General features: G+C 54.6%; 9 protein-coding genes. 6 read left to right on the forward strand and 3 right to left on the reverse strand.

Translation table 11 applies throughout. The features are described from left to right. The 4 genes from JIN87_RS08580 (at nucleotide 1) to JIN87_RS08595 (ending at nucleotide 3,225) form a co-directional block, all read left to right on the forward strand. Nucleotides 1-477: a GNAT family N-acetyltransferase gene (locus JIN87_RS08580; protein WP_200355136.1), complete on the forward strand. Its 477-nt coding sequence runs from the start codon at nucleotides 1-3 to the stop codon at nucleotides 475-477. Beyond that, entirely contained in the window at nucleotides 474-1,196 is a 723-nt protein-coding gene (locus JIN87_RS08585; protein ID WP_200355137.1) for an AzlC family ABC transporter permease, read from the forward strand. Before JIN87_RS08580 ends, JIN87_RS08585 begins: the two co-directional genes overlap by 4 nt. Further along, nucleotides 1,189-1,515 (forward strand): AzlD domain-containing protein, encoded by a 327-nt coding sequence (locus tag JIN87_RS28900; protein ID WP_200355138.1) that lies wholly within the window; start codon nucleotides 1,189-1,191, stop codon nucleotides 1,513-1,515. Before JIN87_RS08585 ends, JIN87_RS28900 begins: the two co-directional genes overlap by 8 nt. Nucleotides 1,516-1,983: 468 nt before the next feature. Continuing rightward, nucleotides 1,984-3,225, forward strand: a complete 1,242-nt coding sequence (locus JIN87_RS08595) for an MFS transporter (protein ID WP_200355139.1) — start codon at nucleotides 1,984-1,986, stop codon at nucleotides 3,223-3,225. A gap of 6 nt (nucleotides 3,226-3,231) precedes the next feature. Here the strand turns inward: JIN87_RS08595 and JIN87_RS08600 are convergent, their stop codons facing one another. Together JIN87_RS08600 and JIN87_RS28735 are read right to left on the reverse strand one after the other, a co-directional pair. Continuing rightward, the gene (locus tag JIN87_RS08600; protein WP_200355140.1) at nucleotides 3,232-4,113 is read right to left on the reverse strand and encodes a PqiB family protein; all 882 of its coding nucleotides are present in this window, start codon (nucleotides 4,111-4,113) and stop codon (nucleotides 3,232-3,234) included. A 41-nt stretch (nucleotides 4,114-4,154) separates the two neighbouring features. After that, nucleotides 4,155-5,090 carry a paraquat-inducible protein A gene (locus JIN87_RS28735; RefSeq protein WP_200355141.1) on the reverse strand — a complete coding sequence of 312 codons (936 nt, stop codon included), beginning with the start codon at nucleotides 5,088-5,090 and terminating at the stop codon, nucleotides 4,155-4,157. 299 nt (nucleotides 5,091-5,389) lie between these two features. Between JIN87_RS28735 and JIN87_RS08610 the strand changes: the two genes are divergently transcribed. After that, nucleotides 5,390-6,610 carry a hypothetical protein gene (locus JIN87_RS08610; RefSeq protein ID WP_200355142.1) on the forward strand — a complete coding sequence of 407 codons (1,221 nt, stop codon included), beginning with the start codon at nucleotides 5,390-5,392 and terminating at the stop codon, nucleotides 6,608-6,610. A gap of 160 nt (nucleotides 6,611-6,770) precedes the next feature. Then, nucleotides 6,771-12,830 (forward strand): InlB B-repeat-containing protein, encoded by a 6,060-nt coding sequence (locus JIN87_RS08615; RefSeq protein ID WP_200355143.1) that lies wholly within the window; start codon nucleotides 6,771-6,773, stop codon nucleotides 12,828-12,830. 15 nt (nucleotides 12,831-12,845) lie between these two features. Here JIN87_RS08615 and hrpA read toward each other — a convergent pair whose 3' ends face one another. After that, on the reverse strand, nucleotides 12,846-16,970 hold the full coding sequence (gene hrpA / locus JIN87_RS08620; RefSeq protein WP_200355144.1) for an ATP-dependent RNA helicase HrpA: 4,125 nt from the start codon (nucleotides 16,968-16,970) through the stop codon (nucleotides 12,846-12,848). Nucleotides 16,971-17,025 lie beyond the last annotated feature (55 nt).

Genomic DNA, 17,025 nt, shown 5'->3' on the forward strand with positions numbered 1-17,025 from the left:
ATGAAGATTGAATTGGTCGAGTATCGTGAGGAGCTGAAAGATCGCTTTCGGGAGTTAAACGAAGAGTGGCTGGAGGCGTTCTTTCATGTGGAGCCGATTGATCGAGAGCTTTTGTCGAAGCCCGAGGAGACGATTCTAGCTAAAGGCGGCTGTGTGTACTTTGCCTTACTAGACGGGCTGGCTGTTGGAACAGGTAGCGTTATTCCCTTGGGCGGAGGCGTTTACGAGCTCGGTAAGATGGCGGTGACGCCTGAACACCAAGGAAATGGAATTGGTCGCATGCTTGTTGAGTTCGCGGTTGAATGGACCAGAAAACGAGGAGGAGACGAGGTCATCCTCTATACGTCTTCGAAATTGTTTGGAGCGATTGCTCTGTATCGGAAACTTGGATTCGTAGAGACAGAGTTAGGCCCGACGCCCTATGGGCGGGCGGATGTGAGGATGCGTTTACCGTTGGAGGAGGATGTGCCGATATGAGCGATCTGGAGCTTTTTGAGTTGGGTCGTTGGGTCTCGTTTAAGGAGGGGGCTAGGGCTACTTTGCCGGTAATGCTTGGAGTCGTGCCTTTTGGTCTGATTTGCGGAGCGGTCTGCGTGGCTTCGGGAATGACGGAGTGGGGCGCGATTGGCTTGTCTGTAATGATATTCGCGGGGGCGAGCCAGATCGTTGCCGCTCAACTGCTAGCGGAGGAAGGAATGGTGGGCGTAGCGATTGTGGCGGCTTTGGCCATTAATCTACGCATGATGATGTATAGTGCTTCTTTGTTGCCACACTTTCACAAGGAGCGTTTTTCGATGCGGGCTTTGTTTGCCTATCTGCTGACCGACCAAGCCTTTGCGACTTCGATCAATCGATTCTCTGAGAAGGATGCGGTGTCAGTACATCGTCCAATGTATTACTTGGGAGCAGGCATCGCTATGTGGATCTCGTTCAACCTGTCCACAGCTTTGGGAGCTTATGTCGGACCGTTCATCCCCTCTGAGCTCGGACTGGAGTTTGCTATCCCGCTGACGTTCATTGCCTTGGTAGTACCACGGGTTTCGGATCGTCCGAGTTTGATCGCTGCTTTGGCGGCGGGAGGAATCGCGTATGCTTTTGATTGGCTGCCCTTAAATCTCGGGTTGCTCGTCGCCGCGTTTGGAGGAATCGCTCTGGGCTGGATGGCGACCTTGAGAAAGGGGGCACGTTGTGATTGAGGAGCAAGAGTATTGGCTGGTTGCAATTGCAGTGGGCGTAGGGACTTTCCTGGTACGAGCCTCGTTTCTTCTCCTGCCGATCCGCGTTGGAGGGGAGGGGCGATTGGAATCAGTTCTGCGTTTTATTCCGCCGGCTGCATTGACTGCGCTTATCGTTCCGGCGGTTTTGCTCAGTGGAGCGAGTGAAGGCGAAATGTTTGAAGTGGAAAAGCCGGTAGCCGCTCTCGTTGCTGTTTTAGTTGCATGGAAAACACGGAATGTTCTAGCGACGATTGCCTTGGGGATGCTTACGTATTGGGGGCTGAGTTACGTGCTTTGATCCAGGTCCGAGGCGGTGCTCCGCTCCAGTTTTTTTAAGTGTCGATCGTAGGGGTGACGGCTCGGCACGCAGCAGAAGCTTGATCCTGCAACACGGTCTGCCCGGCGGTCAGACCCTACCACTTGAGAAATAGGCGACACTTTAAAACACGCTCTCGGACACTAGCTTTATAAATCTGTGCTTGATATTTTTCGTTTGAGGAGATTGTTTCACGACGAATGACTTTCCAGCCGACAGCCAAAATGAAGCAAAGCGAAGCGTATGCGCTCCGTTCGCTCATGGCTGTGTGCGTGTGGTCCGGTGCAGGTTTTGATAAAGACCGTCATGTGCTAACCTATTGCAGCGGGAAAGGCTTATCCATATAGTCGATACATAAAATAATAACGTATCAGAGCTAAGAAGCCCCTGCTGAATGAAAATCCAGCAGGGGCTTTTTGTATATCTGATCCCCCTAATCCATGCCGTAAAATGAAAACTCCTCTCCCATTTCTGAAAGAGCTAATAGCTGAGGTATGCTCCATGCCAAGGCCGGTCTATGTCCTCGTAGTAGGGCAGTTTCTCAATCGCTTTGGCGCTTTCGTCTATCCCTTCCTTGCTCTCTATCTGAAGGAGAAATCGTTTGATTTTGCCCAGATTGCAGGAGTGATGGCAGCCATGGGAGTAGGGAACTTCGTGGGACCTTTCGCAGGGGGATATCTTGCGGATGCGATCGGTAGGCGAAACACGATTGTGTTATCGCTTACTGCCAGCGCGACCCTGTTGATAGGAATGTATTACGCTGAACACTACGGTGTGTTGCTGTTGATTGGAACTGTCTATGGCTTTTCGACCTTTCTCTTCGGCCCCCCGTCTAGCGCGTTGCTGACTGACTTGGTACCAGAGGAAAAGCGAATCATGGCGTTCGCATTGTTTCGTTTAGCAATCAATGCTGGCTTCGCTGCAGGACCTGCAGTGGCGGGTATCCTATATGTGAAGTCACCGATGCTCATTTTCTTTGGTGACGCGTTCACGACATACTTGTTTGCGATCCTCGCGTTTTGCTTCTTGCCGCACGGATTGCGGACCATCGAAGGCAATGTGACCTCTCCAAAAGTTGTACTTAAAAGTTGGATGGAGGCTGCGGTGGATGTTCATCGGAATATCCGTTTCCGTCGCTTTCTGACTGCTGTATTGCTGATGGGGATCGCTTTCGCGCAGATCTTTATCCTGCTGTCGATTCTTGCTACCGATCGTGGACTTACGCCGGAGAAGTATGGACTGATAATGGGCTGGAACGGTTTGCTGATTATCTTCGTTGAGATGCCAGCTAGCAAGTGGTTGAAGGAAAAGAGTCCGCGCTTGGTTCTATCGATAGGCTATAGCCTGATTGGTGTCGGTTGTGCGATGTTCGCCGTTGTGGAAGGCTTCTGGGGCTTTTTCGCTGCGATGAGCGTTTTCACGATTGGCGAGATCATTGCGATCCCGCTCGGAATGGCCTACAGCAGTAACCTGGCTCCGGCGAAGTTGAGAGGCCGCTATTTCGGATTTCGTGGCATGACATGGGCGATGAGCAACTTGATCGCTAGTGGGGGCGTTTGGTTCTATGGCCAAATCGGCCCTATGTGGTGGGCGATGGTTGGAGGGGTTGCCGTTATGGGAGCCGCTGTCATCGCAATGCGGATACCGGTAGAGGTTGAACGCGAGGAGGGGTGCGCTCCGTCGCGTTTGTGAGTGGGCTTATGGCAACGACGGAGCATTGCCCTCCTGTTCGAGTTGGATGATTGGTTTCCACTCGTGCCAGTCGCTGTCGGCTTCTTTCTGGAGGGGGAATTCTGTGTTTTCAGGTGCGAGTTCGCCGTCCTCGAGGTCTTCGGGGGTGGCGAACATGATGCCGCCGGTGAGGACGGATTGAAGGGAGTCTGTTTGGATTTTTGCTCCGAGCAGGCCGACCTTCATGTCGATGCCGCTTGCGTTCCAGAAGACTGAGTTGGTGCGGACGAGCTTGTCGTAGGGGGAGTTGATGAGGATGGTTATGAGAATCGCCGTCGCGTCGGGGGCGAGTTTGGTTTCGACCACCTCGCCGACTTTGAACTGCTTGTAGAGAACGGGCGCTCCCGGATTTAGAGATCCGAGTTGGTCAACTCTGAGGGTGTAGTGGTAGCCGAGCTGAGAGCCTTGAAGGGGGGCGCGATCCAGTCCGGTGAAGCGTTTTTTGAAGGGGCCAATCCCGGGGGCGACTTGGATGCTGGGACCGCTGAGGATCGTGCCCAATCCAGTGACGCCTTCGAGCCCGATTTGAGGTCGGAGTATCCAAAAATCGGATCCATCGCGAGCGAGGCCTTTGGCAGATCGGTTTAGCGTGATGACGGCTTCGACTTCGGAGAGGTCTTTCGAGAGGGCGACAGAATCTACGGTACCGACCGTTAGTCCCTTGTGTTGAACTTTTGTTTTTCCAGCTTCAAGCCCGGCTCCATCTTGGAACGCCACTGTAACTCGTGGTCCCTCGTTGCGGAGTTCCTTGAAGATCATGTAAGCCCCGACTAGGAGGGCTAGCAATGGGACTATCCAAACGAGGATGGAGTTGGGACTGGGACTTTTGGTTTTAGGTGATTGTGTCACTGCGATCGGTAGTGGGTTCTGTGTCTTTCGAGGAAGGTGGTTTATCGTGATTGCGGGCTGGGCAGTTCGAAGCGTTCGACGGCGATCACGGTCAGGATAACGGCTGCGGCGAAGGCGGGCGCTGCTGGCCCAGGTTTTATCGATGAAAGGGGGCCAAAGTCTATGAGAGTCGCCAGGAATCCGATGAGGAAGATGTCGAGCATGGACCAGCGTCCAACGAAGTCGATGAAGCGGTAGGTTTTGCGAGCGAAGGGAGAGGACGACTTTTGCGGAGAGAGTGTTAGGAGCCAGCAAAGGCTTCCGAGTTTTCCGATCGGTATGAGTATGGAAGCGATGAATACGACTGCTGCTATTCCCCAGGATCCGTGGATGGCGAGTTCAGCGATGCCTCCGAGCAGGGTGCTCTGAGTGGTGCCTCCGGGACTTGCTATGATGGTGATCGGTAAAGTGAGCGCCGGAATCAGAAGCGCGGATGCTGCGACGATGTAGGAGATGGCTGTCTTTCTATTCTTCCAGTGGGGGGCATCTTTGAGTTGAAGCTTTTGCATGACGTAGGTCAGCAAGATGACGCAGGCTAAGAGGAAGTAGAATCCGGGGGCGACTCGAGAGTTTGCGAGCGAGCCTATTTTGATAAAGGCGACCAGTATTGATAACGCGAATACTTCAGGCATCGCCCAGGTTCGTGCGAATCTCAGAATTCGAATTGCGAGCCCACGAAATTTGGTTCGTGGGGGTGCGCTTGCGATCGGGAGGAGAAGAATGATGAGGGAGGGAAAAACGAGCAGGAAGAGCTCTGCGACGAGCCCAAGGAGTTCTTGCTGGTTGCTTCGGAAGGTACTTCCGATATCGAGCAGGCGGGCGGAGTTCGAGAGTCCGAACTTCTCGACCTCTGCCAGCGGAAAGTGCAGGGCGAATAGCCAGCAGATTGTCGCAGCGAGGGAAAGAGGGAGGAGCGTTTGTTGGGGAGGTTTAGCCACAAGCGGTGATTGGGTTGGCTCGGCTTTCTATAGTTCGAACGCGAGCTATGGCTTGGTGATACACGTTTTAGGGCTGAGAGGTTACTTGTCGGCGCGGGCAATTGGGCGGATGTTAGGTTGAGAGAGTGTGGGGGCGAGATGAATTCTGGGCTGATTGATTCGTTTTTCCGGGGGAACGGCTAATTGGAATAATTAGCGCGACTACAAACGCATGCTATGGGCTGCATCTGAAGTTGAGACGGGTGCGGAGTGGGCGTTGTTGTTCATTGCGTCCGTGATAAGTGGATTCGCGAATGGTTATGGAGTCTCTAGATTTTGGAAGGGTAGGTTTGTTGGCGAAGAGCTTTGGCTTGGGGCTGGGTCTGTTTGTTGGAGCTCAGGGCGTGAGCTCGGCTGAATTGAAGATCGATGGGTCGATGTTGATGCTGGCGATGGGACGAGACTATGGAGGAGAGGTGGAAGGTGAAAGCGTGAGCGCGTCGCTGACCTTGGATTTCGAGTCAGACTTGTCGGACGCGCTCAGGGTGGGCGCCCAATTGCTGCATGTGGAGCGGCTGGATGAGAGTGGTATCGTCGATGCGGGTTATTGGCTCTCGAATGACTCTACGAGTGAAGTGAACGAGCTCTACCTGGATTGGAAACTGGTGGGGTTTGGTTCGGGCAGCTCACGCCTTAAGATCGGGCGTCAGTCTGCGGGGTTTGACTTCATGCCGAGTTACAAGGTGCGTCACAAGTCGCAGGCGTTTGAAGGGATACGCTTCGAGACGAAGGTTGCGAACGGAGTGGCTCTCGATTTTGGCCACGTCGAGCGTTGCAGCTCTTGGTCGTGTCGGGAAGGTGGGCCTTCTACGGTAAACGCGGATTTCATCGATTTCAGCGAGCGTCTTGGATTTGGGGGTGGAGACCGCGGAGTGCAGTTTGCTTCGGCGGCGTGGGAAGTGAACGACGCTTTGAGGATTAGTGGATACGATTACTATGCTGATGGCTTTTATAACAATATGGGTGGGAAGCTCGCGTACCGTTTGCCTCGGACTGAAGCCGAGGGAGATTGGATCGTATCCGCGCATTTTGTACGGCAGGACGGAATGAGTGGTGGAGCGATGTCGGCGCATGAGGCCGACATGTTGGAGCTGAATCTGCGGCGTCAGGTGGGTGGCCTGACTTTGGATACTGGTTGGGCGCATGTTGGAAGGGGGTCGGACCTGGCGGCTCCCTTTCGCACTTCGTTTGTCATTGATGCGACACTGCTTTGGTACACCGAGCAGTATGCTGCGGGATCGGACTCGTTGTATCTGAAGTCTGTTTACAGGACAGGGCCGTGGACTTTGGTGGGCGTGCTGGTCGGAGCGTTTCACGCGAATGACAAGGAGTCGCAGGAGTTCGATACGGTGATCAAGTATGCGTTTGAGAACGATGTTTGGGTCGCGTTCAAAGGGGGCTTGGGGCGTCGCCGCTTTGATGAAGGGGCGCCGGGACAGGATGCGACTGACTTACGGCTATTTGTTGGGTACTCGTTCTAAAGGGTGCGAACTGGGAGGTGGTGTGAGACGCTTTCCGCACGCGACGTTTTCGGTGTCGACTATTAGAGGGGAGGTTCTCGGTTGTTTGTCGATTTAATGTTACGTAGAAACACTCAGAATTGGCTTGAGTGTTGATGGTGTTTGGTGGTTCCAGTTAGGGATGCTTTTTCGCAGTTTTGTTACCCTTTGTTGTTTTGTATCCTTAGCTCAGCTTGTTTTTCCGAGCGTGGATGGTGATCAGGTGAATGAGGCTCTTGATATTCCAGACGAGTCGGGATTGGTCTGGTGGGAGTTTTACAACAACTCTAGTGCGGATTTAGAAGTTGTTGATGATGAGGATGCTGAGGGTGGAAAAGCTCTCAAGGTTTTGGTGCCGGCTAATCAGGAGGTTTTGTTTATGGCTCACCGCTTGGAGGATCCGAGTCAGGTACATTTCCGATACAAGTTGGAAGCTGCTGCGGGCCTTGAGTTTAATGTTGAAGCCTACATGGGCGGTTGGAGCGAGTTGGTGGATCTACCGACGGATGTTCTGGGCGAATGGAGGTCTGCGGTAGCCCCGAACGAGTATTTGGAGGAATGGGGGTGGAAGCTGAAGGCTGGAAGCGAAGAGTGTGTGGTGTACTTAGATGCTCTTTCCACGGAGGAAGGTTTCCGTATCGTCAAAAGTGGCTGGGGAGCTGAGGTGACGGTGGAGCCGGTGCGTGAGCTGTATCAGGTAGGAGAGTACGTCACGGTCGCGGCGGTTCCAGACGACGATGGACTGGAGTTCTTGTATTGGGATGGATGGTTTCAGGACCTTGGAGCTGAGTGGTCTGGCGTGTTTACAGAGGGGGGAGAGCCGATCCCGTTTCTAGAAGCTGTGGCGGGGCGTCGTTTCGACTTTGGGGAGGTGCAGGCCTATCTTCCGGTTAAGACGCTGCTCGGGACTGAAATTTCAACGGATGGAGCGTTGCAGGGGGTGTCTGTGGCGTTTGTTGAGCCGCATGCTTCGGGAAAGATATTCTGGGATATTGAAGGACCCGGTCGGCTTCGCTTCGAATATGGGGGAGAGTTAAAGAGCGTTTATTTTGGACCAGGACATTACCGGCACTCCATTGAGATTTCAGAGGAAGGGGATCTTCGAGAGGTTTCCTTCGAGAAGGGGTATCGGATCCAAGTGAACACTATGGGGATGGGAGCTGTTGCGGGCGACTTCGCTTCGGGGGGAGTCGCTGGGATAGGGGACTTGCTGGAGTTGAGAGCGATCCCGGAAGACGGCTGGGAGTTTTTGGGCTGGAAAGGCATCGTCGAATCTAGCGAAGAGGAGATCGAGTTTGTAGTCCGATCGGCAGGAGAGTTGGTTGCTGAGTTTGGCAAGGTGGTAGAGTCACCGGTGTTGGAAGCCTTCCAGGTGGGGTCGCCAGATTGGGTGGTTAGTGGTTCTGGCGATGATGCGGTGATCGCAGCGAAAGGAAGCGTTGGTTCTGAGGAGAAGAGTGCGTTGGCGTGGAGAGTGAAGGGACCGGGCGTCTTTTCGTTTGATGCGAAATCGATGGCTGACTCGCTTCGCGTCTACGTGAACGGCAAGGACTTGAAGCATATCGAGAATTCGGATGCTCCGAAAAGCTATGCCTTCGAGCTGGACGGTTCGGCTCGTCTGATTGAGATATGGAATGACTATGCGAGGGAGATTGATATCGAGCTGAGCAATCTATCTTGGGAACCCGGATGGGAACTCAACGTGAGAGAGCCGTCCGGTGGCAGGATCGATGGATACGCGGTCGGGACACATCGTGTCCAGCAGGGCGAGAAGGTGAGTCTAACGGCTGTTCCAGAAGATGGATACGAATTTTTGCGTTGGGAGGGGGATGTCTCGGGGAATTCGAGAGAGTTGTCCTTTACGATGTACAGAGAGATGGAGGTTAAAGCTGTCTTTTCTAAGGACTTTTCCGGGCATTCCTTGGTCAGCCGGCAGGGCGGTGTAGGAGATTGGACGATCGAAGAGGGGATCGTTAAGTCTCCTGCGAGTCTTGAACCCGGCGAGAAGAGTTACCTCTTTGGCAGCGTGGTCGGGCCGGCTCGGATCCGTGTGATCGAACCAGCCCCGACAAATGGCAGAGCAACTTTTCGGGTTATCAACTCTGATATCGACTTGGCTCGGTCGCTTCCTCTTTCGGGCGGGGCAAACGCTTACATCCCAATTCCTGAGGGAACTCACGAGTTTCAGATCTCTATCGAACGTGCCATAGACGACTACTATTATCCGATGCAGTTTGAGCTACTCGCTGACTATCAGGTCAGGCTGAGCGCGTTGAATGGCTCTGTGAGCACGGAACCGGAGTTGGTGGCCGACGAGCCCTGGAACTCAAACAGCTTTCCGTATGTGCCTCACGGTACGGAGTTGAGCGTCACGGCTGTTGGGATTGAGGGAACTGTGTTCGACAAGTGGACGGGAACACTCAGTGGCGCAGGGGCAAGTGAGAGTATCGTTGTCGAATCGGCAGTCGTCTCGGAGGCGGCTTTCTTACCTAGTCAACTAGAGGTGGGCGGGATTCTCTGGACGATCGATAAGCCGGAGTCCGTCTATGTTGGGCCGAACTTCACGGATGCGATCGGGTTTAACAACGCTAACCCGGAAGTTGAGTTAAGCGCTGAGGTGGTGGGACCGGGAATTTTGTCGATTTCCAAACAGCATTTGCTTGGTTTAGAATACCGGCTTGGCGACTCGGGGCCGTTTGAGGTTTGGCCTGGGCATATCGATATCCTGGAGGGAGCTCATACGGTCACATTGCGTGCTCAAGTACCTGAATATGCAATCGTCGAGCTCGATCGTCATTGGCCTTGGAGTGGATTGTATCCAGTTCGCTACTATAGTGGGTACCCTGTGGTGCAGCTTAACTCCTCGCCCTACGGAGGAGATGTTAACTTGGAACCAAGCGGCTTTATCCATGAAGCGGGGACGGAGGTTGCTGTTTCTGTATTAGTTGACGAAGGGAATGTATTCAAAGGTTGGAGACCGCCGCACGATGCGAAAGGCAGTGCTTTCAACATAACGGTAGACGGCCCTTATGAGTTTGATCCGATCTTCGAAGCGGAACGTGAACAGGGGGGACTGACCTGGTTGTATGAAGGGCCTGTGCCAACGGCGGGAAAATGGGGATCTAATCCGTTTGAAGGCGTGTTTTTCTGGAACACGGATACCTTCGCAGAAGGCGAAGTGGCAAGAGCGACGACTAGCGTTGTTGGTCCTGGAGTCTTGTGGCTTGATGTCGATCCCGTGTATGGGGATATTGTTCTGGCGAGCGACTTTTTTGTGGATGGGGCGAAGGTTGAACTTGTCGAAACCTTAGGCCCACGTGATAAGGCAATGGGCGTTGTGCTGGAGGAGGGAGTCCATCAAGTCGCTCTTGAGGTGACGCCAGATGAGTCGTCGGGTTCTTCGATCAAGAGAGTGTACGTGCCAAACTTTCAGACCGAGTTTAGTGTGCAGGCTAGTTCCTACTCAGCTACGATCACAGGCGGAAACGGTACGGGGCTGTACGGGTTTGGCGAGATCGCGGAGTTTGAGGCTCCGGAAACCGATGATAACGGTCGGAGCTTTTACCGCTGGCGGACTCGAGATTATCCTGCGGTAATTGTATCCGAAGACCGGATGCTGAGACTTGAGGTCGAGCGGGAAGTGTCTCTGATCGCGGAGTACACTGACGAGGTGATTGAGCGGTTTGATGTGGGAACGCTTATTGGAGTCGGCGAAGGCGTGTCCCAAGTGAACTTGAAGGCTGGGCCTGATGGGGGGCGCGTTTATGAAATCGCGGATCAATCTTGGTTGCAGCTTACGGTTAGCGAGGATACTGTTGTGACGTTCAATGCGTTGTTCGAGGAGGGGAGCCCCGGAACGTTGTCGTATGGTGTTGGATACGGAGATCGAGTGCTCTTGGAAGACGAGTTGGGCTGGGTTCGTTGTAGCTTGTTTGTAGAGGGTGGCCGCACCTTGACGTTGAAGTCCTCTAGAAATTCTGTGGGTGGGTATATTTCGGATGTGAATGTCGCACCTGGATGGGGACCGTCGTATGCTGTGCCCCTTGCGCATGAAATGTCGTCCGAGCAACAGGGGGATGGAGGCGTCGAGCTGGAGATTGATCTTCAATCAGAGCCTTTGTTTTCTATGTGGACGATCGATGGTGAGCTGGTATCGGGAGACGCCACTCTCGCGGTTGCGCAGGGCTTCAACAAGGTGGTTCGTCCGACATTCCGCAGAGTTTTGGAAAGTGAGTTGGGGCGGATCATATTGAATCACGAGCGAGCTTGGAATCAAAGCTCGGATCTAGGGATCGACGAGGTGGACGAAGTGCTCGGCACGATCGTGCATCATTTCAGGTGGTCGGCCCGTCGGGTTGAAGGGGGACCTCTTGAGTCTGCGCTCACTCTGGAGGTTGAGGGACCCAAATTTATGGTCTTTGGGCGCGGTGTTCGAGAAGAGATTTTTTCGGTGTTTGTGGACGGCGAGCCTGCGCTTATTGTTGATCGTCCGTTGGAGAATTGGAAGGTCGGCGTACAGATACCGGAAGGGGCGAGCGAGGTGACGCTGCATGTTGATTGGTCGGGTGAAAATAAATACGGCGGATGGATCGATGGCTTCGAGTTTTTCGACGATGTTTTTGTGGCTGAAACCTCTAGTGAGTTTGGTCGCAGCATTCCTCAGCGAGGGGTGGGTTGGTACGATTTGGGTGAAGTGACCGAGTTTATTCCAATACCAAATGTTGGATACGTGTTTTCAGGTTGGCTACCTCCGTATGAGAACGAATCGATCGAGTTAAGTATCCGAGCTGGTATCGATCCTGAACCTATAGCCGTCTTCAGTGGCGATGGGATTTCTGAATACGAGGTCGATGGTAGAGTTTGGAGAGGTGCTGACATCGAGTACACAAAAGGCGCGATTGAGGACGGGGATGAAGCGAGCTATCGTCATACTTTCGAGTATGTGGGATCGGGCACGGGATCTATTTCGACCGGGATTGAGGGGCCGGCGGTTCTTTGGCTGGACGAGGAAGCTCTTGAGAATTTCTCCAAGTTCAGGTTGGACGGGAAGACCCTTTTAGAGTCGCTCACGATCGTAAAGGCGAGTAGCGGCGATGGTGTGCTGGTTGGCATTCCGTCCGGGAAGCACGTTTTCGAGATCGCGCTCAACAATTATTACAAGCGATTCGTCTTTGACGGAAGTCTTGAAGTCATTCCTGGGTACTTGCTCGAGGCTAAGGGTGTGGGCGGCGAGGTCGCTGTGACTCCGGATCGATCCATTTTTGCGCTAGGTGAAACCGTGCGTGTAGAAGGCGTCATCGAGGAGTGGCTTGGAGTGCCGGAGGGCGCGACGATGCTTGACGACGGCTATTCCTTAGAGGTCGATGACCATCTTTCGATTCGAGGTCTCGTTTGGGAGGAGCAAACGCTTTTCGGATTCCCATTCCAGAAAGCAAGCAATGGGGCTTGGATGTGGAAAGGCACCTACTATGAGTCGCCCTTATTTAATCAGAGCGGAGATGTGTACTTGAAACTAAGCGGGCTGGAGAACGGCTTGTTCGAGTACCAGTTTGATTTTTGGAGAAATTCGATTCCGGAGACGCTGGCCCCTCGAGTTTTGCTCAATGGAAATTCGATCCCGTATGTCCTAGATTGGTGGGGGAATGGTCGCTATCTGGAGGGAGCCCTTCCAATTTCCGGAGAATCGGATGAGGTGATATTCGAGATCGTAGATAATCGAATTTGGTCTCAATACGACTTGCAGGTCTACCTGCGTTCGCTGGTTCATAAGAGCGAGGAGGTGCCTGGATACCTCGAGGACTGGATACGTCGTGTCGGGTTTGTGCCGAACAAGTATTCAGTTTTCGATACGGTTAGAGATTACGATTTGGACGGAATTCCTAATTTTGTGGAGTACGATTTGGGATTTGATCCGCAGATTGTGACGTCGCCTCTTTCGATTGGGCCGCGATCTGATGGTGGGTTGTACGTATCTTTGGCGGGGCTGACTGAAGAGCAAAAGAGCAAGTATGTTCTACGTGCTATGCAAGGTGGTGTCGACGTAGACCCTGACACGGTCCTCGAGCCGATCGTTGTTTTCGAAAACTCTGAATACAGGAAGGTTCGTGAGTCTGTGGCGCGTGACGGTTCGCTAATGTTCTATTACGAGTACTTGGGTGAAATCCCGGATTTCGAAGCCTTGCTCGAGGAGATTGCTGAGTAGCTGACTCGGGCTGTCCTACTTGAAGAGATTTTTCAACGACTGAAGATCCGCTTGGGTAGGACGGTCGGGACTGCTGGTGGCTGGTGGCGTTTTAGGGCTGGATTTGGCAATGGGGGGAGCGCTTGCGGTGCGGCTCGCCGGGCCGTCGAGCCCTACCTCTGAGAAGGCTTTATCGAGTTTTTTGGGAGAAATGGGATAGGCGGTTCCGAGGTGTTGGGCGAAGAGGGAGACGGCGAACTCCTCGATCATGAATTTGAGGGATGTGTGGGTGTCCGTTGGGACAGCGGACGCTACCTGTTTTAGGCGTTGATGGTAGTGGTCGAGTTGGGCTTGGCGTTGGGCGTCGCGGCTTGGGTTTTGGGCGCGAGTCTCGGCTCGGCGTTGGAGAGCGTCGAGGTAGACTGGGATGCGAGGGAGAATGTGATTGGGCGTGTGACGTAGGAAGTCGGGAGGAAGAATGCGGTCGATATCTTCGCTGAAGTGTTTGGCGATGGTTGATTGGACGACGAGGGCTTGCCTCTTTTCGAGGATGGTTTTGAGCTGGTCGACTACTTTATAGAGAATGCCTTTGGAGCGTTCGTGGGCCTTTTCTCGGGCTGCAAGAATGGCTTCGGGATCGAGTGTCGTGAGATCGTGGGTACGGAGGGATTGGCGGATGTGTTCGTAGACGTCGTCCTTGAGGTCGGCTATGGGCCGGAAGGCGACTCCTGCGGGACCGACACGTTGGACGTCCTTTAGGTCAGACTTGATCCAGGCGAGTTCACGGCGGAGCTCGTGTTCGAGGAGGGCGGCGATGCCGGAGTCGTTAGCAGCTGTGGCGTCGGATGGGCTGGGGAAAAGGGAGAGGTGGAGGGTTGGCGGGGAAGATCTTAATGCTGGGTAGGCGAAGAGCGGGACGCCGTTGGGTTGTCCGATCTGGATGCGGGAGGATTCTGCATTGCGGTCCGCCCGGCGGTCGGACCCTACCCGTAGATCCGAAATTGAGGTGATTTCGCGTTCGTGTTTTTCGCGAGCGCGTTTCCAGAGTCCGCTAGTGTCGTTGGCTTTTTTCGCGCTTAGCTCGGCCTGCTTCTCTTCGATGCGTGTGTGGAGCGTTTTTGCGTCGCGGGCTTCGGCGATCTGTCGACCTTTCTTGTCATGGACTTCGACGCGGGCTCGAAGGTGGTCGGGGATGGCAGATTCGTCCCAGTCGCTGTTGTAGGTTTCGATCGAATACGAAACTTTGAGGTGATTTTGCAGTGAGGTGGTGAGGGCGTCGCCGGTTGGTCGAATCTCGGACGCTATTTTCTTGGCGGTTTCCGCTAGGGGGATCAGGCGTTGGCGTATTTGCTTGGGGAGAGCTTTGAGGAGGGCGTGGATTTTGGGCTCGAGGTGACCAGGGATCAGCCAGTCGAGTAATGCGTTGTTTATTGATTTGGCTTTGCTGTAGGGAAGCTTGAGGGTGACGCCGTCTTTCTTGTGCCCGTGCTTGTATTGGTATTCGATCGGGAGAGCGGAGTTGCCGAGCTGGACGGTTTCGGGGAAAAGGGAGAGGTCGACGGTTGATGCTTCGGATGCGGTGAGGTCGGACTCGCTCATGGCGAGGGAGGGTGGGGAGGATCCTGCAGTGCGGTCCGCCGGGCCGTCGGACCCTACCTTGGTAGTCCCGCCTTTTAGGAAGCGGTTTAGGTCGTGGATGGAAGCTACCTTGGTGAGGTGTTTTTGGTAGAATTGGAAGGCGGCTTCTTCGACTCCCATCCAGTGGGCTACTGAGATGACCGTCTGGGCGTTTTGGATACGGGAAATGAGTTTTCGGTTTTCTTCGAGGAAGGTCCAGTTGGCGGGGGCTTCGTAGTCCTCGTTGAGCAGGGCCTCGCGGATGAAGATTTCGGTTGCCTTGTCGGAATCGACTTTGAGGTAGCTGACTTGCTTGTTTTGGATCTCCAAACCGTGGATACGTGTGGATTCGCGGGCGACGACGCGGCCTTGGTCGGGAAGAAATTGAGGTTCGCTGTAGGATTGGGTGACTATGTGTCGGCCGGCTTGTAGGATCCAATCGGGATCGATCGCGGCGACGGTGCGGAGATAGAGTCGGTTGGTTTCGACGACTTCGCCGCAGAGGGTCCACTCGGGGGATTTTTTGCGTTTGGCTCCGGCCTCGGTGCCGGGCGTTTTTCTTTTGCCTGTTTTCTTGTCGCGAGGCTGGCGGATGAAGAGGGCTGAGCCCGGGAAAATGAGGGGCTTGCGATTGGCTGAGCAGCGGTAGAGGTTGGTATCTTCGCGTCGGCCAACATTGGTCAGTAGTCCGGTCAGGAGGCAGGCGTGAATCGAGTGATAGGCGACGCTGTCTCGTTCGAGGTCGGTGATGGGGGCGGTTGAGTAGCCTTTGGTTTTGCCGTCTTTCGACTTTGGTAGCGAACGCTCGAGTTGCTGATAGATGTCTCGCCACTCGCGGATGCGGAGGTAGTTGAGGAAGTGCTTTTTGCAGAATTTCCGGAGGCGGGATTGGGAGAGTTTTTCGAAATCGTCGTGGAGGGATTCCCAGATGTTGAGGAGGGTGAGGAAGTCGGATTGCTTGTGCTCGAATTGGGCGTGGGCTTGGCGGGCGGCGGCCTCTTTGTCCATGGGTCGCTCGCGTGGGTCCTGGATAGAGAGGGCTGCGGCGATGACGAGGATCTCGTGGGTGACGTGATGTCGATCTGCTTCGAGCAGCATGCGGCCGACCGTGGGGTCTGAGGGGAGGCGGGAGAGCTGGCGGCCGAGGTTTGTGAGGGTACGTGTGGATTGGGGGCGGTGTCCGCTGGGGACAGCGGACGCTACCTTTAGGGCGCCGAGTTCTTCGAGGAGCTGATAGCCGGCGGTGATGGCGGCGGGGGTGGGGGGATCGATGAAGGGGAAGGTTTCGACATCGCCGAGTTTGGAGGAGAGCATTCGGAGAATGACGTCGGCGAGGTTGGAACGTTGGATTTCTGGGATGGAATAGACGGGGCGGGATTGGTAATCTTTTTCCGAATACAGGCGGATGCAAATACCGTCGGCAACACGACCACAACGTCCGGAGCGCTGGTTGGCGGAGGACTGGGAGACTTTTACGATGGGGAGGCGTTTGGTGCGTCCGCGGGGATTGTAGCGGGAAATGCGTGCGAGGCCGGTGTCGATGACGAACCGGATCCCGGGGATGGTGAGCGACGTTTCGGCAATGTTGGTTGCGAGGATGAGTTTTCGCTTGGTGGAGGGAAGGAAGATACGTTGTTGGTCGGCGTTTGAGAGACGGCCGAAACAGGGGATGATTTCCATGCGTCTGCCGAACCGGGACTCGAGCAGGTCCATGGCATCGCGGATGTCTTTTTCGGTCGGGAGGAAGGCAAGGATGTCGCCTAGGCCGAATTCGTCTTGTATCCGTTGGGTGGATTCGGCGATACCTTCGAGGTAGGTGTAATCGCCTGTGTCCTCGAGTAGTTCGTCGAGGGGCGCGTAGATGATGTCGACGGGATAGACGCGGCCGGAGACTTCGATAATGGGGGCGTTGTCGAAGGCGGCGGAGAATTTGTCGGTATCGATGGTGGCCGACGTGATGATGATTTTGAGGTCGGGCCGACGGATTCGGAGTTGGTTGAGGTGGCCGAGAAGGAAATCGATATTGAGGGAGCGCTCGTGAGCCTCGTCGATGATGACTGCCTCGTAGTCGCTCATGAGGGGATCGGCGTGGATCTCGGTGAGCAGCATGCCGTCGGTCATGAATTTGACGCGGGTCTGCTTGCTGGTCTGGTCTGTGAAGCGAATCTTGGCTCCGACTTCGCGGCCGAAATCGACGTCGAGCTCTTCGGCGACGCGTTTGGCTACGGAGAGGGCGGCGACGCGGCGAGGCTGGGTGCAGGCGATGCGTTTGCCTTTGCGACCGAGTCCCGCATCGAGGCACATCTTGGGGATCTGGGTGGTTTTGCCGGATCCGGTCTCGCCGGTGAGGACGATGGTTTGGTGTGCTCGGATTGCGGATACGATCTCGTCTCGCCGCTGGGAAATTGGGAGTTCCGGCGGGTACTGGATGTTTGAGAAGGGATCGGGTTGTGTTGGTTTTTGGCCCACGAATGGTGAAGAGGGACGGGTGATCGGGTAGTGCTGTGTTTTGCCCGCGAATGTTTGATGCAGAAGAATCGCCAATGGCGATTCAGGGTGGGAAGCGTCTGAGGACGCTTAGGGTGATTGGGTTGTGCTT

The sequence above is a fragment of the Pelagicoccus mobilis genome (assembly GCF_016595505.1).
GTDB classification, from domain to species: Bacteria; Verrucomicrobiota; Verrucomicrobiia; order Opitutales; family Opitutaceae; genus Pelagicoccus; species Pelagicoccus mobilis.

Coding starts and splice junctions, on each gene's coding strand:
- JIN87_RS08580 (WP_200355136.1), top strand. CDS start 1: ATGAAGATTGAATTGGTCGAGTATCGTGAGGAGCTGAAAGATCGCTTT.
- JIN87_RS08585 (WP_200355137.1), top strand. CDS start 474: ATGAGCGATCTGGAGCTTTTTGAGTTGGGTCGTTGGGTCTCGTTTAAG.
- JIN87_RS08595 (WP_200355139.1), top strand. CDS start 1,984: ATGAAAACTCCTCTCCCATTTCTGAAAGAGCTAATAGCTGAGGTATGC.
- JIN87_RS08610 (WP_200355142.1), top strand. CDS start 5,390: ATGGAGTCTCTAGATTTTGGAAGGGTAGGTTTGTTGGCGAAGAGCTTT.
- JIN87_RS08615 (WP_200355143.1), top strand. CDS start 6,771: ATGCTTTTTCGCAGTTTTGTTACCCTTTGTTGTTTTGTATCCTTAGCT.